The sequence below is a fragment of the uncultured Adlercreutzia sp. genome, assembly GCF_958431955.1.
GTDB lineage: Bacteria > Actinomycetota > Coriobacteriia > Coriobacteriales > Eggerthellaceae > Adlercreutzia.
Genome location: NZ_CAUASN010000002.1, coordinates 10,311 through 32,525 on the forward strand (window position 1 = coordinate 10,311; position 22,215 = coordinate 32,525).

1 protein-coding gene (cut by a window edge) is annotated in these 22,215 nt (G+C 67.4%); it reads right to left on the minus strand.

Annotated elements, in window-relative coordinates; all coding sequences use genetic code 11:
• Positions 1–22,215 carry the 3' portion of an SdrD B-like domain-containing protein gene (locus tag Q5064_RS01065; protein ID WP_302961538.1) on the minus strand. 15,642 nt of this gene lie beyond the right edge of the window, so only the last 22,215 of its 37,857 coding nucleotides appear in the window; its start codon lies beyond the right edge, outside the window — the gene reads right to left on this strand; its stop codon occupies positions 1–3.

A 22,215-nucleotide genomic window follows, 5' to 3' on the forward strand; every position in this document is an offset into this window, starting at 1 on the left:
TTAGGCGGGAGCGACGGCATCATCCTCCTGCTCCTCCCGCCGGCGCCGCACCAGCGCGGCAAGGAGCGCGATGAGGGACGCCCCGGCCACGAGCAACAGCAGGAACCGCACGAACGACAGCGGGTCGCCGGTCTGGGGCAGCGCCAGTCGCGTGATCTTCGTCAACCAGTCGTCGTCCTCGCCAGGCACAGGCGCCGGATCGTCGATGGTCGGATCGTCGACGACGGGAACCTCCGGGTCGGGCTCCTCCTCGATGGGGACGTGGATGCCCAGATCCACCGAGGTGCCCGCATCGCGGGTCCAGCTGTAGCCGGCAAGCACCGCGTAGGCGTGGCCGTAGGCGTTCACGCCCTGGGAGCGCACCGTCGTCGTCGGCAGCACCCCGGTCGTGCCCTCGGCCTCCTCGGTCAGCGAGCCCAGCACGTTCAGGTGCGCGTAGTCGTTGTCGACGTTGCGGTCGCTGCCGACGTTGAGCGGCACGTAGCGGGCGTCATCGGGCTTCACCATGCGCACGCGGTAGCTGTAGGGGCGACCGTACTGGTCGGCCACGGGCACGCCGGCGAAGGCGTAGGCACCTTCCTCGTCGGTCGTGGTGGCAGCCACGCGCTCCCACTCGCCCGTGTGCAGGATGCCGTCCTCCTCCAACCGCTCGCCCGGCGGCAGCAGGGCCGCCTGGGCCGCATCGGGATCGGCGTACACCATATACGACGCCGCGTCGTCGGGAACGGAGGGGTCGCCCTCGGGCGCGGTCGGGTCATCGGTCGGGTCATCGGTCGGGTCGCCCTCGGAATCGCCCGCATCGCCCTCGGGGCCCGCAGGCTCCTCGGTATCCGCGTCCCCGCCGAACGCGGGAGGCTCGCCGGCATCGGTACCGGCATCGTCGGCGACCTCGAGCAGAACCGCCAGCGCCGCCGCGATGCGGGAGGCGGGCGTCTCGTCGCCGGCCTCCGGCCCCTCGGGCTCGGGGGGCTCGGGAGACTCCGGACCCTCGGGATCGGTCGGTTCCTCCGTGCCCTCGGACTCATCGGGATCGGTCGGGCTCTCGGGTCCTGTGGGCTCCTCGGGATCCGCAGGCACATCGGGGTCAGCCGGCGTATCGGGAACCTCGGGATCGGCCGGCGTATCGGGAACCTCGGGAGCCGGGTCGTTCTTGTCGCGCGTGTCGAAGTCGCGGGCGTTGTGGTCGCGCGCGAGCTGCTTGGCGATGCCCGCCGGCAGCGCGTCGTAGTAGCGCTCCGACAGCTCCAGCGGCTCGCCGGCGGCGTTGAGGTCGCAACCGGCCACACCGTCGCCGACCCGCGACAGCCAGCCAGCGTCCATGGCGTCGTCGGCACTCACGATGGTGCGCTCCAGCCACACCTCGCGATCCTCCAGACGCTCGTCATCGTCGTCCAGGATGCCGTCCTCGGCCGCGTCGTCGAACACCACGCCGCTGATGGTGGTGCCGGCATGGGGGATGAGGCCAGTGTCGTTGAACTCGGAGTCGTGCACGGCGGCCATGGACCACTCCAGCCCGTCCGGGCCGTCGGCGATGACGCGCTCGGCAGGCTCGCCGACCTGGCGGTTCATCGAGAGCACGATCAGGCCGTCCACCGGCTCATCGGGAATGAGGCGGGTGGTGTTCTCGTCGAGGTCGGAGTTGACCGTCGCGTCTCCCCCGCGCTTCATCGGGGAGATGCCGTAGCCGCCGGGCACCGAGAGCACGTGCACCCGGTAGCCGTACACGACGTTGATCTCCTCCTCGTCGCGCATCTTAGTGCCCGTGGCCTCCAGCTCCTCGAACTTCCAGGAGCCGTCCTCGGCGGAGAGCTGGCGACGCTCGTAGGCCAGATCGCCCTCGGCGTCGTTGAAGGCCGCGTCGTAGATCCAGCGGTCGGCTTCGGCGTCGTACCAGTAGCGCGTCAGCTCCACGGGCACGCCGGCGATACCCGGCTCGCCCTCGGCGCGGATGCCGTCATGGTTGCCGTCGCGCCACACGCAACCGGAGATGGAGGCGCGGGTGATGGCCTTCAGGCCCGCGTCGCCGCCGCGCTGGGCGTTCAGCGCATGGGGCGTGTCGTAGTCCACGGCGTTGTAGACGTCGTTGTACTGCTGGGTGCCGTCGGTGCCCGCCGCCGGCACCGAGACCAGCACGTAGCCGTCGCGGCGCACCGCGCTGTGCTCGACGAATTGCTCGCACAGGTTGAGCACGCCGTTCTCGTCGCGCTCGAGGTCGGAGTCCTCGCGCACGAGGGAGGGCTCCACCTGCAGGCGCGTCGGCGCGAAGGCGCCCAGCTCGCCCACCACGAGGCGGTAGCTCACCAGCACTACCTCGTCGCTCACGCCGCGCTCGCCCCAGGCCACCGGCTTGCCGTTCTCGTCCAGCTGCAGGTAGCTCGGCACCCGCAGCCCGTTGTCGCCGAAGGAGTAGATGCCCTCCGCATCGGTACGGGCCACCTGGGCGCCCACCGGCGTCGCCACCCGGGAGACCTGGCGCTCGGTGGCGCCCTCGGGCAGGTAGTTCACCGAGGAGCCGATGACATCGCTCAAGGTCCTGAAGGCGATGGCGCCCACCACGGGCATGGCGGCCGTACCGGGCTCGCCGGCCTCCCCGTCCGCCGCGGCCACGACAGCGCCCTCGTCGGGGTTCTCGCCTTCGGAGCCGCCCTCGGAGTCGCCCTCGTCGGGGTTCTCCGAGCCCTCGGGGTTCTCGGGATTCTCCGGCCCCTCCGGCTCCTCGGGCTCCGTCGCGTTCGGATCGGCCACCTTGCGCACCTGGATCTCGTAGTCAGTCATGGGCGCCAAATCCTCGAAGCTCAGCGTGAGCGCGTCCGCCGGCGCGTCGCCCTCGGGCAACGCGAGCGTCTGCCACGTCGCGGGCTCCTCGCCCTTCGGCGCCAGGCCCAGCTCCCAGCCGAGCGGCGCCGACTCGGGCAGCATGTCCTCGGGTCTCACCGACACCTCGGCCGTGGTGTCGTGGTAGGAAATCGTTCCGGCAAGCGTGCGGGGCACCGTGGTGGTGATCGTCTGGTCGGGATCGGCGGGATCCTCGCCTTCCACCTCGTCCTCGTAGTCGATCGCCCATGCCTTCACGGCCGCGCCGCGGGTGAGGATCTTCACCGTCTCCGCGCAGTAGGCGTCATGCCCCACCACGCGGCGGCCGATGACCTCGTACTCGCAGGCCGGCTCGATGGGCTCGGTCACGCCGTCGGCGCGGGCCGCCACGGCGAAGGTCCCGGCGGCCTCCTCGGCCCACTGCACGGGATCGTTGGAGGCATCGCCGTCCTCGTCATCGGCCCCGGCCAGGGCGAACCACTGCAGCTTGTCGAAGCTCCAGTCCGGATCGGCCGCATCGGAGGACTTGCGGATGGCGTACTCCATGCCCTCCATGGGCTGCACGAGCGACACCGTCGCGTCGGTGGCCTTCAGGTTGCCCAGGTAGGATTCGGCGTTGCCGAACTCCCGGTTGAGCACCCACGCGCCCGTCTCGGGATCCTGGTAGTACTGGGTGAGGTACACCTCGATGCCCGGCACCGGCTTCTCCAGAGAGGTCAGATCAACCGGGTAGTCCTCCCCGTCCAGGCGCGTGCTCATGTTGCGCAGGCCGTCGTAGTTCTCGTCGTTCCACACGATGCCGCGGATGACCGAGGTGTTGAAGGGCCCGAAGCCGGCGTTCATGTCGCCCTGGTCGTGGCCCTCGGACAGGTCGAACTCGAGCGCTGTGCCCTCGGAGGTGATAAGTCCCTCGCGGTAGACGTCCTCGGTGTCGTCGGTGGCGGGGCGGGCCAGCACGATGCGGCCGTCCACCACCGATACCGTGTCGACGGCCATTTCCACGTCATCGAAGGTCTCGATGCGGTTGAACTCGCCGAAGGCCACCGGGATGGTGTCCGTGTCGTAGATGTCGCGCACATCCGCGCCGCCCAGGCCCGCGTCCTTCTCCTGGAGCGCGGCGCCCTCGTCGTTCATGGCGCTGCGGCGGCCCTTGGAGTTGGGCGCCAGGCCGTCGGAGGAATCCACCAAAAGGCGCGTGACCGGCAGGCTGTTGGTGGAGGTGCTGTAGTCGCCGTCGTCGGACTTCTTGTTGTTCACCTCGACGGTGTAGCCGTAGAGGTTGCGATCCTCCGGGTTGTCCAAGTCGAACGGGGCCGACACCGGCAGGTTGGTGAACTCGTAGCGGCCGTTCTCGTCGGTCACCGCCACCTCGTTGCCGGGCTTGTCGTTCACGATGTCGTCCGGATCGACCGGGCCCACGTTGGGAATGTAGCGCACCCAGCGGTTCTCCTCGCCGCTCCACAGCCACACCTTCAGGTACACCTCGATGCCGGAAAGCGGCTCCTCGCCCGTATCGAGCAGGCCGTTGTAGTTCGCGTCGTGCCACAACGTGCCCGAGATCGTCTGCATGGGCACGTCCAGCACGCCGGCGTCGTTGTAGGCGCGGTCCGATCCGTCGGCCGGGTCGAACTGGTCCTCGGTGGCAACCGCGTCCAGGGCCGCCACGCGCGCCGCGCGCAGAGGCATCGTGTCGAGGGCGAGGGCCCGGGCTGCGGCGGCGCCGGCCAGCTGGCCCTTCATGCCGAGGCCGATGTCCTGGTTGTCGTTGTGGGAGGGCGCGGCGGTCACCACGTTCTCCATGTTGGAGATGCCGGGCTGGTAGGTGTTCAGCAGCACGTCGTACTCGTCGATGCCCTCCTCGTTGGTCTCGGCGTTCTTCATGAGCAGCGCGTCCTTCAGCCGGAAGTTGGAGTCGAGCGTGAAGTCGTCGCCGCGCAGGTACTTGGCGATCATGTAGGCGTTGCGCTTGAAGGCCGGGTCGGTGGCGCGCACGCGGTAGGCGTACACGATGACGTTGTCGTACTCGTCCCGGGTCTGGGTGAGCAGGTTGTCGAAGCGGTAGACGCCGTCGGTCTGCTCGCCCTCCGAGTCGATGCCGTTGGCCGTCATCTGGCTGCGGCCCTCGATGAGCGACATGCCGCCGGTGTTGTCGGCCTCGTAGTCCTCCCAGGTGTGGTCGGCATCGGCCCAGGCCGGATCCTTCTTCCAGCCGTCGATGGCCACGATCTCGCCGGAGCCGTCGTCGGCGTAGGTGATATTCGGAATGTAGCGCTCGAGCGTCACACGGATGTCGTTCTTGCCCTTCTCCATCTCCATGACCGGCTCGCCCGTGGCGTCGAGCACCTCATCGCCGTTCTCGTCGAGCACCGGCACCTCGTTCTGGATGCCGTCGTTGTTGGTGTCGGTCCACACCACGCCCACGATGGACTGCACCGGGGGCTCGAGCATGCCGGCGTCGCCGCCGTCGATGACGCGCCCGGTGCGGTTGCCGTCCTCGTCGACCTCGCCCACGTTCCCCGGCCGCGCGCGCAGCCAGTCGTACTGGACGCCGTTCTCGAAGCCGGACACCTCGGACAGGCCGCAGGCCACGTCCTCGGCGGCCACGATCACCTGCGAGTCCTTCCTCAGCTCCCGCTTGGTCACGGTGTTGTAGCTCAGGTGGGCCTCGTCGATGGTGTCGGCCAGGATGATCTGGCCCTCGTTGGCGCGCACGAGGTACTGCTCGCTGTTGTCGGAGCCGCGGAAGAGCTCGCGGCCCTGGATGGCGATGCCCCGCGCCTCCCGGTTGCCCTCGGCGTTCTCGATGTCGGCGTCGGCGAGCACGTCGTCGTCGGCATGGTAGCGCGTCAGCAGCCAGTGGATGTCGTCGGCGGCGTCATCGGGCGTGCCGTTGTCGTCGACGAGGGTCTCCTTCAGGGCCACGCGGTAGGCGGCCAGGTAGTGGGTGCCGTCGGGGGCGGTGTAGGCCGTGGGCAGCTCGTTGAACTGGTAGCTGCCGTCGGTGCCCGTCACCTGGGAGATGAGGCCGCCGCCCAGGACGGTCGCCCCGTGGGCCGCACCGTCGGATCCCTCCACGGACGAGGCACCGGGCACCGCCGCGGTGCGCAGATCCTGCCCGAAGGCGGTGTTCTGCTCCCAGCGGCCCGAAACGCCGTCGGCGCCGGGCACCCAGTACCACTGGCTCAAGAGCACCGTCTGGCCCTCCAGCCCCGGCTCGCAGGGCGAGTAGCTGCCGTCGGCGCCGGCGAGCTTGTCGGCGGCGTCGGGGTCGTAGGCCGCGTCCTCCGGATCGGCCGTCTCCGGCCGCTCCTCGGCCAGGCTGTAGCTGCCGTCGCCGGTCTTCGCCTGCACGCCGTCGTAGTTCGCGTCGTTCCAGATGCGGCCGGCCACGCTGGAGCGCGGCACCTCCACCAGGCCCGCATCCCAGTGCTCGATGGGGTTGGCGTCGGCCAGGTCATAGCGCATCACCGTGCCGCGGCCGTCGGCCGTGGGGCCGGCCACGGTGCGCACCGTCTCGGCCGACACGCCCTCGGGCAGATCCCCGAAGGCCTCGATCTCCTTGGCCACCACGATCATGGAGTTCAGCGACGTGTCGGTGTCCACCGTCAGGCCGTCCTCGTTCAGATAGTAGCTGCCCGCGTGGGCGGCCTTGCTGTGCGCGTTGCCGTCCTCGTCCACCCATTCCCACTGGGTGCCGTCGGAGGACAGGTGCAGATCGAGCAGCGAGCCGAGGCGGGTGGTCTGCGCGATGCGGTTGCCGTCGCGGTCCACGAACCACCACGCGCCGCCGGCGCGGTCGAAGGCCACGCCCTCGGTGCCGCTCGCCCTGCCGGCCGCCACCTGGATCTTCAGGTTGGCCGGGTCGAAGGTGGCCCACACGGCGTTGGTGGAGTCGTAGCGAATGTACTCGTTGCCGCTGTTCATGTCGAAGTTGCCGGGGAAGAAGCTGTTGGTCGCCACGTTGCTCGCATCGGAGTCGAGCTCCTCGTCGAGCTGGGTGGACGCGCCCGTGAGCGACGAGGTGAACGGGCTGTGCAGCGTCGTGGCCCAGTCGCGCCCGTGGCTCGCCAGGGTGGCGCGGTCGAGGCGCAGGCGGTAGCCGGCCAGGAACTTCAGCTTCTCGTCCTCGGTCTTGCCGGGGGTGTCGTCCTCGGGGTCGGCCACGTAGGTGGACACGCCCTTGAACACGTACTGGCCGGAGGGCGTGGTGGTCTCCACCGTGGTCTTGGGCTGCTTGGCGGCGGGCACCTGCACCCACGTGCCCTGCATGCTCGGTTCCTTGTCGGGGTTGGCGCGCAGCTCGTCGTAGTTGCTCGGCTTCCACCAGTACTGCTCGAGGCACACCTTCATACCGCCGATGCCCTCTTCGCTCATGCCCTGCAGGCCGTCGTAGTCGGCGTCGTTCCAGATGTAGTTGCCCAGGTACCCCTTGGTGCCGTCCACCCAGCCGAGGGCGAACTTGTGCTGCACCTGGTAGCCCTCGTCTGGGTTGCCGGGAACCTCCAGCAGCATGACGCCGTTATCGTCCACCGGCACCTTGGAGGTGAAGGGCTTGGTGCGGGCGATGCCGCTCTCCAGGCGCAAATCGTTGTCCCACACCCCGGTCTGCCAGCGCTTCGCGCCGCCGTTCCAGGTGATCGTGGGATAGGTGAGCGCGCTGTCGTCCCAGGTGTACACGCTCGGCTTCAGCAGGCGCTGGCGGGTGTCCTCCGCCACGATGACGTAGCGCTTGTCGGGCACGAGCGTCCACTCGAAGTAGCCGTTGGCGCCGGTCACCGTGGTGGTCGGGTTGCCGTCGGCGTCGGTCGCCGGCACCACGCCGTTCTTCAGCACGCCGTCCTCCGGGTCCATGCCCCAGCCGTAGCGGTCCTCCACCTTGCCGGTGGTGGGGTTGATCACCTGCTCGTACTCGAACAGGGTCACCTTCATGTTGGCCAGGCGCAGCTCCTTGTTGGGCTTGCCGGAGTTCATGGCGTCCACCGGGTCGGCCAGATCCAGGTCGACCCCCGAGGTGTCCAGCACGCCGTTGATGTCGGCGGGATCCTCCTCCACGTAGGGAACCTCGGGGTTGTCCGGGTTCTCCTCCATGTCGTCGCGGAACACCACGCCGGTGTAGGTGACCGGGCGCGCGATGCCCACGTCGTAGCTCGTGGCCGCGGCGTCGTAGGCGGCGTGCAGCGCATCCCATTCGCCCTTCTTGAACTTCTCGGGGTCGTAGTCCACGCCCTCCACCTCGAAGGCGTCGGAGGTGGCCACGAGCTTGCCGTTGCTGCGGTCCACGGTCATCGCCACGTCGGGCTCGCCGTCGCCGTCGGCATCGGGGCCGATGCGCTTGGTGGTCAGCGCGTAGGTCTTGTAGGCGTCGGGGAAGGTGAAGCGCAGGCGGTACTTGCCCGGCTCCAGGCAGGAGAAGATATAGTAGCCGTCGTTGTCGTAGTAGTCGCTCTCGGTGGTGAAGGTGTAGGGGGCGCCGGAGGTGGCCGCCGTGTAGCTCTCCGTCTCGTTGAGCACCGGAAGGCCCGTCACCGGGTCGCCCTCCACCCAGCGGCTCTCGTTGTTGGTCTTGTCGTCGCACACCTGCACCGACACCACGCCGTCGCGGTTGACCGGGTTGCCGTACTCGTTGAGCAGCTCCACGAGCACGCCGTTCACGCCCGGATCCTCCGGCTCGCCATCGAAGTCCACGTCGGTGTAGATGTCGGACACCGAGCAGGCGGCGTTGGCGTCGTCGCGGTAGCTGTAGTACAGCTTCATGGAGTTGAACTCGTCGCGGGAGGGCTCGCTGTCCTGGTCGACCACGGTGAAGCCCTTCTCCGTCGCCGGCAGGTAGCGGCCGTTGGGCGCCTTGTGGTAGGTGGTCCGGCGCTGGACGCGGGCCAGCGGGTCCACCGGCTCGCCGAAGGCGTCGAGCTGCACGTCGGAGTCGTAGACCGGCTCTCCCTTGCGGTCGAGGGTCACCACGCGTCCGTAGCCGTCGATGCCCACGAGCTTGCCCTCGGTGTCGTCCTGGTCGGTGTTCCAGTCCGGATCGATCCACACGTAGTCGCCGATGTAGCCCTTCTTGTCGGGCGCGTCGATGAAGGTGCCCGCCAGGTGGGTCTCGATGAACGAGCGGTTCGTGTCGCGGATGCCGTCGCGGGTGATGCGCTGGGCGAACGAGTTCCACTGGGTGACCTCGGCCAGGCGCGCCGCCGCGTCGGCGTTGTCGGCGTCCTCGTCCAGGTTCATGTCGAACTCGGGCTTGCCGGTGATGTCGCCGTTGTACTTGGGAAGGTTCAGCGGCGCGCGCATGTCCACCGTCATGCGGATCCAGCCGAGCGCCGAGAGGTACAGCTTGGTGTCGAGCAGCTTGGCCCAGATGAACTGGATGCCCTTCAGAAGCTCGGCCTCCTGCTCGGGGTTGTTCTCGATGTAGGCGCGCAGGTCGTTGAGGTTGACCATGCCGATGGTCTCCATCTCCTCGTCGCTGGCGCTCTTCTGGTTCATCCAGGTCTGGATGAGCTGGTTGGCGGTGTTCTGCCCCAACGGGTAGGTCGGGTGCGCGATGCCGATGACAGTCGGGTGCTCCTCGTCGTTCAGGCCGGTCTTCAGCGTCACGACGCCGTTCTCATCGGTCTTGTAGGTGAGGGCGCCCTGGGACAGGCGGGTGATGCTGCTGCCGTCGCGGCTGATGGCGAAGGGGCCCACCCACACGCTCGCGCTCTCGTCGTCGATGGGGATGAGGCGTCCCTCGGGGTTGGCGAGGTCCTTCGGGTCGAAGCGCATCAGCTGGATGGAGTCGAGGCTGGTCACCCAACCCGACCAGGTGCTGTTGCGGTTCTGCTTGCGGATGTTCAGCGTGTCGTTCTCGTAGGGCAGCACGTTCAGGAAAGTGGTCCAGATGTTGCCCGTGGCCGACTCCTCGCTCGTGCCGGTGTTCACCGCGCTCATGGTGTAGGTGTAGCCGGTGCCCTCGGGAACCGCGGCCGGGCCGTCGCCGTCCTTGGTCTTGAGCGAGTCGAGGATGGTGCTCGAGGTGTGCTTCTGGGCGATGTTCTCATTGCTCTTGAAGCCTACGGCGGTCAGCTGGTGGGCGATCTGCTTCTGGTCGGTCTGGCCGTCCAGGTTCACGTCGCGGTCGTCGCGGATGAGCGAGACACGGTCGGTGGTGTCCTGGGTGGAGGGAACGTACCCGTTGAAGTTGCCTTCCTTGTAGCCGAAGCCGGTGGTGGTGAGGAGCTCCTGGGGAATGGAGGCGTCGGCGTCGGGGCGCACGGGCATCAGCATCTCGATGACGATGCCCTGGCCCATGCCCAGACGGCCGCGGGCCGTGTAGGAGCCGTTGGTGCCCTGGCGGGTCTCGCCGGTGAAGCGCCAGTTGATGAACTTGCGGTTGTAGTTCACTTCCTTGATGACGTTGCCGTCCTCGTCCTTCACGGCCACCACGTTGCCGATCTTGTCCTCGACGCGCATGCCGCCGTCGGTGTTGCGCACGGCGTGGTAGAGGCTCGGGTCGTTCAGCTGCGGGGTGGTGGAGGACACCGGCAGGGTGCTCTTCATGTTCAGCTGGTCGTCGAAAGTGGCCACGCGGTAGGTCCACACGGGCACCGCGTCGTTGATGGCCTCGGCCGACTTCAGCGTCACCGACTTGGTGATGGGCTTCATGCCCAGCACGCGCTCCTTGGTGGCCTTGTCGATGAGGTAGCCGTCGGCGTCCACGTCGTAGGCGCTGAAGTCGATGGGGTTGCCGTTCATGTCGAGCTGGCCCTCGAGGCCGGCCACGAGCTCGGCGCCCTCGTCGTAGGCGATGTTGCCCTCGTCGTCCATCTCGTAGGTGTTCACGCGGATGGACTCCGAGCTGAACCTCGCGTTCAGCGGGCAGTACACGCGCGTGGCGAGGATGGGCACCGGCGCGTCGTCGGGCCCGAGCAGGTTGCCGTTCTCATCGGTGTAGTCGCCCTCGGAGTTGGTGTAGTACAGCGGGCGGCCGTTGTCGTCGGTGGCCTGGGTGGGGTTGTTGTCCTTGTCCAGCACGTAGCCGGCATCCACCTTGGCCTTGATGTCCTCGAGCGCGTTGGGATCCATGAGCCGCGACACGGAGCCGCGGATGAGCTTGCCGTCGCGGTTGATGTAGGAGCCCATGATGAGATCGGTGTAGGGCTTGCCGTTCGCGTCGGTGCCGCGATCGACATACACCTCGGTGCGGGTGGCCTCGGTGTTGCCGAACACCCACTTCTCGTAGGCGCCGGGGGTGTTGTAGGGTACCGCCTTGATGGCGCCGGGCACGTAGCCGGCCATGCCGGGGGTGCCCACCGCATCCACGAACTGGTACTTGTTAGCGGTGTCGGGGGCCACGCCCGTGCCCATGAGCCAGTTGGCCGACAGGCTTCCCGAGCCGTTCAGGGCGTCGGCGGCGGTCTTGGCGTCCACCACCGAGTTGGGAATGTACTGGAAGCTGTTCACATCCATGCCGGCGGCGGCGCCGAAGCCCTCGATGAAGGGCAGCAGCATGGAGATCTGGGGGTTGGTGCAGTAGTCCACCGAGGGGCTGCCGCCCACGCCCAAGTACTTCAGCTGGGCCTTCGACAGGTTGTTCAGCGTGATGGTGAAGCGCATCATGCGGGAGTTGTCCACCTCGATGGCGGGCTTGCCGGAGTTCCAGCTGTAGCTGGACTCGCCGGTGCCGTTGTAGTAAGCCTGGGTGGCGAACACGCGCAGGTAGGGGTACTCGGGATCGCGGTAGAAGCCCACGCGGTCGCGCTCGGTCTCCACGAACTTGGTGTCGTCGTAGCGCGGCACGGCGGACACGAAGTGGTTGATATGGGCGGCGGTGGACCACACGCTCGAGCCGCCGTTGGGGTCGCTCACCGTGGGGCGCGCCTTGCAGCAGTCGCGTTCGGGGTCGGTGTCGTGATCGCACTTGTCTTCGTCGCACACGAGCTTGTTGGTTGAGGTTTCCAGATGCACGTTATGGTACTTGGCGCAGTAGCTCTCCGGATTGTTCGGATCGCCGTCGGACTCGTGGTGGTACACGCAGTAGCCGTTGGCGTCCTTCTCGTGCTCGCACTCATGGATGGTGGCGCCGCCGCTGCCCTCGTCAAGCAGCGAGATGCCCTCGTCATCGGGATCGATGGCATCGGCCGCCACCGTGACCACCTCCGGGGTGCCGGCGCTGCTCAGGCTCTGGGCGATCTGGTCGGCCACCTCGGCCGGCACGTCGTCGTCCACCATCACCTGCATGCGGGAGGCGCCCACTCCCAGCGCGCTCGCGCCGGTGACGGAGGCCGCGCGCAGCGTGTGGGCGTGGTTCGGGTTGCCGACATGCTCGCTGTAGGTGCCCTGGTCGGTGTCGGTGGAGGGGTCGTCCACCACGAACGCGCTGCCGGACACGCCGGCGGCGTTCTGGGTGATGGACACGGGCAGGAAGGTCTTGGCCTTGGTGACCTTGATGTCGCTCGACATCTCGTAGGACCACGTGCCGTCGGCCTTCTCAACCCAGGCCATGCCCTCGCGGGTCTGGTAGGTGCCGTCGGCGTTCTTGCGCCACTCCCAGCCGGTGTTCATGCGGTTCGGGTCGATGTCGTCGGCCTCCTGGATGCCCGCCGTGGCCTCCTTCGTCAGCGGGCTCGAGTTGTCATAGGGCATGGCGTCCACGGCCAGGCGGAACCCGTGGGGCACCGGCGTCTCGTAGGCGGGCAGGTCGTCGCCGGCGCCCACGGTCTTGCCGTCGGCTGCCTTGATGACCCAGCGCACCTGGCGCACGTCGTAGCTGCCCGACACGAGGCCGTACTTGGCCAGCGCCGGCTCCTCGTACAAGTCGATCACGTGGTTGGTCTTGTCGGCCACCGAATATCCGGTCTTGCTGCCCACGAGCACCCAGGTACCCTCGTTCTCGTCGGCGGTGTTGTGGTCGCCGGTCACCTTCTCGTCCTCGCCGTACCAGTAGTCGCGGTCGGCGTCGGTGCCGGGCAGCGCGTAGTTCTCGTGCGCGATGCAGTCCGGGCCGTTCTGCTCCTCGTAGCCGTTCTTGAACTCGCTGATGTCGGCGCTCGCCACGCGCACGTACACGAACACGCGCAGCTTCTGCTCGAGCGCCTTCTTCTCGGCCATCTCGGCCGCCTCGGCGCTGCCGGGCGCAGGCGTGTACTCGTGGCTCTCGTTGGCGCGGACCTCCTTGTAGGTCATCTGCGGGTCGGAGGGCGGGTTGGCGAAGTCGGTCGTGTGGTTGATGTAGAACAGCGGCGCTGGGTCGAGGCCGGTGACGTCGTCGGTCAGGTTGGTGTCGATGTCGTAGTCGTCGAGGTTCACGTCCTCGCCCTCGCCGGACACCAGCTTCACCGAGAGCAGCTCATAGGTGTACACCGTGGTGACCACGGTGCCGCCCATGCCGTCGTCTTCCGTGTGCATGGTGGGAACAATGCGCACGCGGGCCTGGTACTTGTTGGCGCCGTTGTCGTCGTCCAGGATCATGTCGTTGGAGGTGTAGATGTACTGCTCGTCCTCCGACAGGTTCAGGCGTGCCGAGCGGGTGGCGCCGGCCTTGGTGGGATAGCGCAGGTAGAAGATCTCCTCCTTGGGATTGAAGGGAATCTCCTCGCCGTAGATGTAGCCGTGCTGCAGCGTGACGGTGCTCTTGGTGCCGGCGTTGTCTTCCAGGGTAACGGTGGCGGTGCCGTCGGCGTTCTCGGTCATGCCGACGATGGTGCGGGCGCGCATGGTGAGGCTGCCAGCCGAGCTAGGATAGAAGAAGTCCCCGAAAGCCGGATCCTTGCCGTACACGTCGGTCATGTTCTTGCCGCTCGAGGAGGCCAGGGTGGACACCTCGCTCATCACGCCGGTATTGGCGTGGGTCTTCAGGAAGAAGAAGCGGTTGGGGGTACCGTTGGCATCGAAGCCCAGGTACACCCGCACGGTGCCCGTAGCGGCGGCGATGTCGATGTAGTAGCACTCCGACACGTTGTTGCCGTCCACCGTGGCGCCAGTGAGATCCTGGTACTCCACGTAGTTGGCGGTCACCTCGTGCTCGGTGCCGTCGGAGTCGGTGAGCACGTACTTGTTGGCGCCGGGCACTTCCCACACGCCCGACTGCACGCTGTGGATGGAGGGGGTCAAACGCCCAATGGCGAGCTTCTTGGCGCCCTCCACGCTGTTGCCGAAGGGGGCGTCGGTGACGGTGGAGGAGCCGGTGGACCACCAGGGCACCTGCCAGTCCACGATGAAGCTGTTCACCGGCGCGCCGGTGTTGATGGCCTGGGTGAGGTAGAACTGGTTGTCGCCGCCGTCGTGGCCGTCGTCGGCGAACGACACGCCCGCGAAGTCGGAGCTCGTCACCTCGGTGCGGAGCACGGCGGTATCCCCACGCACGCTCGCGGAGGGCTTGCGGATGCGGAACAGGCCGGCGCTGTTGGTGAGGTGGCGCTCGATGATGCCGCTGTCCTCGTACCAGTTATCGTGGTCCAGATCGACCATCTCGATGTGGTCGCCGGTCATGGCGTCGTCGTAGGCGGCCGCGTCGTAGGAGAGCTTCGTGTTGCGGCCGTACTTGTAGAAGTAGGGGTTCTGGTTGTTGAAGTCGCCCACGCCGTAACGATAGCCGCTGTCGGAGGCCACGATGGGACGGGCGTAGGTGTGCCCGGCCTGGAAGGTGGCACCGGTGAACTCGGTGTAGCGCCACGTGCCGTCGCCGGTCTTCGTCAGCTCGTAGATGGGGTCGGCCTTCGCCTGGGCGCCCGCGCCCGCGAACGGGTTGGGCGTGTCGGCCTCGAAGGTGTGGGTCCAGCCCATGAGGCGGTCGAGGAAGCTCAGGTCCCGGTTCTCGGTGGTGATGTAGGCCGTGGACTTGTCGGACACCCAGGAGCGGATGGCGTTCACCTGGGCGTGGTAGTTGGCCACCTTGCCGTCGGTCACGAGGCCCTCCATGGCCGTGTCCTCGCTGCCCAGGTTGTCGATGCGGGTGCGCAGCTTCAGGGTGATGGAGTCGCCGTTGGCCAGGCAGCCGTCGGCCTTCACGCCGTCCCAGTACGCCTCCATCTGGGAATGGTGGCGCGCGAACTCGCTGTCGCGGGCGTCATCGGGCGGCGCGAGCTCGAACACGAGCACCTCGCCCGCATGGGAGCGCGGCTTGGAGGTGGAGCCCTGATCGGTGATGGTCCAGCTGCCGTCGGCGTTCTCCACCTTGGTGGCCGGCTTCACCACGTCGGTGGGATCGTCCACGTCGGGCTTGGCGTAGTCGCTCGCCGAGTAGTTGTTGGCGTCGTAGTCGGGCTGGGTGCGGATGTTCACCGTCCAGCCCTTCTCGATCAGCTGCTTGGGGGTGAGCTTCTCGTAGGTGGTGCCGGCCGGCTCGCGCAGGATGCGGCCGGTGGCGTTGCCCTCCTCGTCAATCTCGTCCACGTAGTTGTACTTCACGTGGGCGTATTCCACGTAGAAGGGATAGTTGTCGCCCTCGTAGCTGGTGAGCAGGCGCTCGAAGGCGGCGGCCTGCTGGGCGGCCGTCGGCTGGGTGGCCTTGTAGCGGGCGCTCGCCAGGCTCGGCAGTGTCAGCGGTCCCTGGGCCGTGGTGACGGTGTTGCCCGGCAGGGCGCCGTCGTCCTGCTCGGTCACCGACTCGTAGCTGTCCAGGATGTTGAGCAGCTTCTGCTTGTCGTAGAAGGTCACCTGGCTCGGCAGGTTCACCGTGAACACCAGCTTGGCATGGTTGATGTCGCCCGTGCCGCCCACATCGGTGACGGTCTCGGGGCCCACCTTCAAGGTGGAGGCGAACCACAGCTCGTCGTCGTAGGAGAAGGGCGCGTTGGCGTTCTCGCTGCCGGTGGCGGTCACGCGGCCGGCGTTGTCCAGGGTCTGGCCGTCGGTGGCGCCCTTGCCGGTGGTGGTGCTGGCCGTGGTGTTGTCGGGATCGGACGCGTCGTCGCTGGGCATGTCGGCGGGCGTGGTCTCCACCTCGAAGGCGCTGCTCAGGGTGGGGGTCTTCAGGCGCACGCGCATGGCGGCGAACACGCCGGCGTCGGTGTGGGTGGCCTGGCTCTCCTCCACCGTGGCAACGCCGTCGACGGTCTTGCGAACCTTGGTGGCGAACTTCTCGGTCACCGTGGCGACGCCGTTGCCGTTCAGGCCCTGGGTGGTGGCCTGGGACAGGGCGTACTGGGTGCGGTTCTTGTACTCCGACACGTTGATGCCCGCGGCCGTGGGCGTGAGGCTGTCGGCGTCGGCCACGTAGGTCACGAGCGGCGTCTTGCTGGTGGACAGCGTCTGCTCGCCGTACAGCTCGTGGTAGTTCACGGAGGTGCCGGCGGTTTCGGTGTAGCTGCCCATGTAGCCGATGAAGCGGTTGCGCATCACGCCGTCCACGGTCTCGCTGCCGGCGGCGGCGCTGCCGCTGAAGTAGTAGTTCTGGGGCAGCGCGCCCAGGTTCATCACGTCGTTGTAGTTGCCGCCCGAGCTGTTGCGGAAGTTGCGCATGTTGGCGAACGAACCATAGGACATATTCTCGTAGGTGTCCCGCAGATGGTCGCCGTCCCAGGCGAGGTTCTTCTCGTAGTCGAACTCGTAGGCAAGGCGGGTGGCGTAGCTCCAATAATACCAGGAGGCGCCGCGGAAGTCGGCGATGTTGTTGGTGCCCTCGTTGCGGTTGCCGTTCCAGTGGGTGGGATAGCTGGCCTTGGTGCCGTCCAAGCGGGCATCGGCCACCCACGAGGGGTTGTCGGAAAGGTAGGTGGTGCCGTTGCCGCCATGGGTGAAGCCCTGCCAATCGGCCGGCGAGCCCACGGTGAAGGGGCTGCCGAGCGTCTCGTCGGTGAGGAACTTATACCCGGTCATCTTGGAGGTGACGTAGGTGCGGATGGATTCGGTGGCGCGGCCCATCTCGATGTTGTTGGGCTGCTCGTCCCAGCGCGGCTCGCCGGTGGTGGCGATGTCGAACTTGAAGGTGTCCATCTCATAGGCCTTCAGACGGTGCTCCACCACGTCGGTGCCGCCGATGTTCTGGCTCGTCCAGTTCAGGTCGTCGGCCTTCGACTCGAAGCGCACCACGAAGCGGTAGCTCACGGTGAGGTCGTCGCCGGCCACCGGCTCGTAGGTGACCGTGGCGTTGAAGTTGCTCTTCTTGTAGTCCTCGTCCTCGTTGCCCGCGTCGTCGATGCGCGTGTTGGCATTGCCGCGGTCGCCCTGGTTCAGGGCGGTGGCGCCCTGGGTGTTGGCCACCTCCCAGTCGTCCAGTTTGAACTCCTGCACCACGCCGGGCCAGAGGCCATAGGGCTGGCGGGCGCCGGTCTTGTTGCGGTGCATGGGCACCATGCCCTCGGGCAGCACGATGGTCACCGTGGGCAGGATGAGGCTGCCCATCTGGCCGCCGTCCATGGAGTAGTTATGGGTGCGCGCGTAGTCCTTGTGCCAGTAGTACGACCAGTTGGTCACCTGGCCGGCCACATGATCCCACCAGTGGCGGTTCTCCACGTGCACGTTCAGCTGACGGGTCTCGGACTCGCTGGCCATGTAGTACTTGTCCACGTCGGCGCCCACGCCGTCCTCGCCGATGGAGTTCCACACGCGAACCACCGGCTTGCGCTGCTGGGCGCGGGTGCCGGTCTGGGCGTAGAGCACGGGGCTGTCGCCGTTGCCCGCGGCGCCGTAGGCCTCCTCGGGCATCTTGTAGGCGTAGCTCCACATGCCGCCCACGGCTGCGCCGTTGCCGGCGACCATGCCCATGTTGCGGCTGTCGTCGGCCGGCAGGGTGCCGTCGTCGTTGGTGATGCGCACCGTGTTGTTCTGGATGGTATAGCCATCAACGGCGGGCATGTTGGGAGAGCCCACCAGCTGCTGGCGGTTGTCGTCGGTGTGATACCAGTTGGTAATGGTGAACTTCCAATCCATGCCGGCATCTTGCATATGGGCGGCGCCCGCGGCGTTCTTGCCCTCGAAATGATCGTAGTCGAAGATGCTGTAGTAGGCCGACGACTTGCTCGGCTCCTCCCCCGTCTTCAAGGCGGCCTCGGTGCTCACCGGCGCGGTGTCCACGGGGCGCACGAGCACGCGGTCGTACCACATCTCGGATTCGTTGTTGCCGAACACGTGGGAGCCGATGTTCACCCGCAGCTGGTAGCCGCCGGTGGCGTAGGCGTCGCCAAGGCCGTTCACGTTCACGGTATCCGGGTCGGCGGCGTTGCGAGCGGTGCCGTCGTTGCTGCGGCCGAACCACTTGCCGAGCGCCTGGTTCACCGTCACGCGGATGACCCAGGGCTGCGAGGAGTCGCGGTACGACGCGCTCTGGTGGCTCGTGTTGCCCGCCTCGGTTTCCACCAGCTCGTACAAGCCGCGGGGGTCGGCGCCGTTCTCGTCGGTGCCGGCCACGTACTGGCGGGTCACGTAGTCGCCGGTCTCGGCGGCCACGTTGGTGTAGGTGCCCGCCTCGGAGTTGCCGGTGTTCGCGCTGCCAGCGCCGCTCAGATAGGGATCCTGCATGGTGGCGGGGGCGTCGTAGCCGGCGTAGGCGCTGTAGGGGGTCTGCAGCACCTCCACCGTCACGAAGTCGTCCGGCACCGCCACGAAGGTGCCGCTGGCCACAATGCCGCTCTGCTCGGCTGTGCCGCCGGTCCAGCTGCCACCCACGCCGGTGGTGGCGGAGAGCAGCTGGGCTTTCACCTGCTTCTTCACCAATTCGGTGGCCACGGTCAGATCGGACAAGTCGGCATGGTCGTCGGCCACCTCGATCTTCGGCTCGATGCCGCGGGGCATGATGTAGGTGAACTCCACACCGTCCAGGTTGCGGTCGCCGTAGTTGTAGGCGGTCAGGCGGCTCGTGAAGTCCTGGTTGTACTCCAAGGCCGTGACAGCCTGGTTGCGGTTCATGCCACGGGTATCCGATTCCACATCATTCCAAGAGTAATGGCTGTCGTTGATGTACCAGCCGATATGCGGGTCTTCCCCGGAGGTATAACGGGTCTTGGCCTTGTAGTTGCTCTCGTTGGACACCATCTGGGACGAGGTGGCGAGCCACGCCTTCTGCAGATGCACGCGGGTCTGGCTCCACACGAGCGGCGTGGCGGTGTTGCCCTCGCCGGCGTAGGCCACCTCCTTGCGCACCTTCTCGCCATCGGCGGTCTCGATGGTGTCGCCCACGATGCGGTCACGCAGCACGTACTGGTACCAGTCGCGCACGCGACGCACCGTGAAGGAGCTGCCGTTGTCGCTCACGAGGCCGAACAGGCTGCCGCCGGTGCCGGACATGCCGTTGCCGTAGTTGATGCCGTTGCCGTAGCTGCCGACGTTTCCGTTGCTGTTGGCGGCATACCAGTTCTCGTAGCGGGGCGTGCCCGGCAGCACGCCGGGGCCCGCCACCGTGGTGGTGCCGGGGGCCACGCCGGTGGCATCGGCCACCGTGGTGCCGCCCGGAGCCACCGGGCTGTAGCGCACGATCTGCTTGTTGCGAGTCACCTTCACGTCTTCGTCCAAGAACACGCCGCCCTCGGCACCGTTGGAGCTGTTGCCGCCGCCGTTGACGCCCCAGTTGTTCACGTTCCAGTCGCCGGAGCCGCCGCGCGGGTAGTAGTTGGTCTCCACGCCGGGGATGTACACGAGCGAGCCGTCGAACATCTCCCACAGGTCGGTCTGCTCGGCCTTGTCGCCGCTGAAGGCGGCCTCGTGCATGAGGTAGCTCATGTCCATGACGATGTTCTCGTTGGCCACCCGCACCGCGCCCCACCAGTCGCGGAAGGCGCCGATGCCGAAGTAGCCATCGCCGGAGTCGGAGCCGTTGCTGGCAGTGTTCAGCGGGTTGATGCGCCCGGAAGCGCTGTTGTTGTTCTGGTAGGGGTAGTAATAGTACTCGCCGATGCGCGGGAAGTACGACGGCTCGAGGCCGGTGTAGGACGCGCCGGTCAGCAGGTCGTTCACATTGGTCAGCCCGCGGCCCATGTACACCTGGGGCAGCCCGTCGACGGCCGCCTGCACGGGGAACCACAGCTCGATGACATCGCCCACCTCCATGCGGGTGGAGCCGGGCTGGATCTGATCCACCGGACGGGAGGCCTGATCCACATCGGACACCTCGGAGCCGGTGCCCGCGTCCACGTCCCCATCGGCCACCCACTGAATCTTGAAGGTGACGAAGTGGGTGTCGTAGCTGGAGTTGCGCGGATCCATATCGCTGAAGTAACGGTAGGGCGCGCTCGCGTTCTGGCGGTACACCATGTTGCCGCCCACGTCCTTCTGCTGGCCCTCGTCGATGGCGGTCACCTGCAGCTTCATGCCGCGGGTGCGGCTGGCGTACACGTCCTCATCGTCGCGGTTGGTCCACTTGATGCGGTTCTCCAGCAGGGCGGCCAGGTAGTCGGCGTCAATCTCGTCGCCGGCCACGCCCGCCTCCACGGCGGCCTGCTTCAGGTAGTCCACCGGGATGCGCTCGTAGATGACCGGGTTGTACAACTCGCCTTCCAGCTCGGTCACGCCGGAGTTGGTGCCCATGGGCACGTTGACGAGCGTGTCCTTGTACCAGAAGGTCTCGCCGGGCACATAACCGGTCTTCTGCTCGGCGTCCGGGTAGTAGGTGGAGTTGGAGGCCGTCGAGCCCACCGTCTTCCACGGCAGGTACTTGCTGCCGGAGGCCTCGTTCACCTGGGCCTCGGTCTGGAAGGCCTGGTTCTGGAAGCGCATGATGGGCGTGCGGCGGTACACCACGCGGGTGGTGTCCTTGTTCTCGTCCTGCTTGGTGAGCAGGGTGCCGTGGGTCACGGCGGCATCGGAGGTGCCCAGAGGCGCGCTCACGTGGTCGAGGTCGGCCGGCTTGTTCAGCGGGTCGTCCGCGTAGGTGGTGGCCGCCGGATCGGGGCGCGTGCCGCCGTCGCCGAGGAAGGAGAGCACGGTGTTCTCGTTGTGGAAGTGGGTGAAGGCCAGATCGGTCTTCAGGGTGCCCGTCCACTTGTTGGCCTGCTCGGTGCCGGTGGAGATGGCCGCGCCGGTGTTGTCCAGGCGGATGTCCTGGTAGCGGGCGACGCCGTCGAGCACCACGTTGGGCAGCGCGTAGCCCACGGCCGTGCCGATGCCGCTGCCGTTGTAGGTGGAGTAGCCGGGCACGTCGTAGTAGGTCCAGCGCACCGCGGTCACGTCGCGGAACTTGTTGCCGTTGGCGGTATGGCCCTCGTCGGTGGCCTCCTGGCTCGCGGCGTTGAAGATCTTCTCCAGCTCCTCCTCGGAGTACCAGTTGCCGCGCAGGGCCTCGTCGGTGGTGGCATCGGCGCTGCCGGAGGGGGCGCTGCCCGTGGCCGTGCCGCCCGCGGTGGGACGGTAGTCGAGGTAGTCGTTGGTGATGGTGCCCTGCACGCCCTGGCCCTGGTTGGCCGCGCCGGCCGCGGGATCGGCCGCCGTGCCGGAGGAGGCGGAGCCGAGCACCGTCAGCTTGGTCTGGGGCACGAAGTACTCCACCTTGATGCGCGGGCGCCCGCTGGCGTCGTAGGGCATCTTGTCGGCGCCGATGGCGCTGCTGTCGTCGCCGGCGGCGGCCCCGGCAGCCGGGAACATGTTCTTCAGGTTCGAGTTCGGCAGGCCCGCGTAGCCGCCGTCCACCAGCAGGGTGTCGGTGGCGGCCACGTGCGGCGCCGAGGTGAGCTCGAACATCTTCTTGTAGCCCGTCACGGCGCCCGTGGCGCCGGCCACGTCCTGCATGAACGACACGGTCACCGTCATGTCGGCGGTATGCGCCGTGGTGTTCGCGATACCGCCCACGGTGGCCTGCATGCGGTTGCCGTCGGTCTCGGCCACTTTGCTGGGGTTGGTGGGCAGCTTGTCGATGAAGGCCGTGGACACCGTGATGTTGTTCTGGGGATGGGTGTGGAAGCGCACGTTGGCGTAGTTGTGCGCCGCCAGCTGCTTCTTCACCGCATCACCGTCCAGGCCCGCCAGGGTCACGTCGGTGTTCGAGAAGCTGTAGGAGATGGGGCACTCGGCCGCGCCGATGGAGCCGATGGCGCTTCCGTCGGCGCGCTCGGTGAAGGTCTGCACCGTGCCGAACACGTTGGGGCTGTCCGGCGAGGTGTTGGCGTTCATGATGGAGCTGCCCGAGGTGCGGCCCGTCACGTCGGTACCGTTGTAGGCGGCCTTGTACTGGGCGAAGCCGTGGCGCGGGGCGGCCACCGCGTAGAAGCGGGCGGTCACGTCGCGCGCAGCCCCCTCGGAGTAGGAGGGGTCGTCGTCGCGCCAGGCGCCGTTGGGGTCGTCCAGGTTCGCCGGGGCGGTCTCCTTCTCCTCGGTCATCTGGGTGATGACGCGGATGGTCACCGACTCGCCCTGCTCAAGCTCGTGGGCGTCGGCGCCCCGCAGCTTGAACAGCAGCATGTGGTTGAAGGCGCCGTCGTCGTCAGCGGTGGCGCCGGAGGCGTCGGTGTAGCTGTACTTGGAAAGGTCGGTGCGGGCGGCCGCGTCGCGCACGTG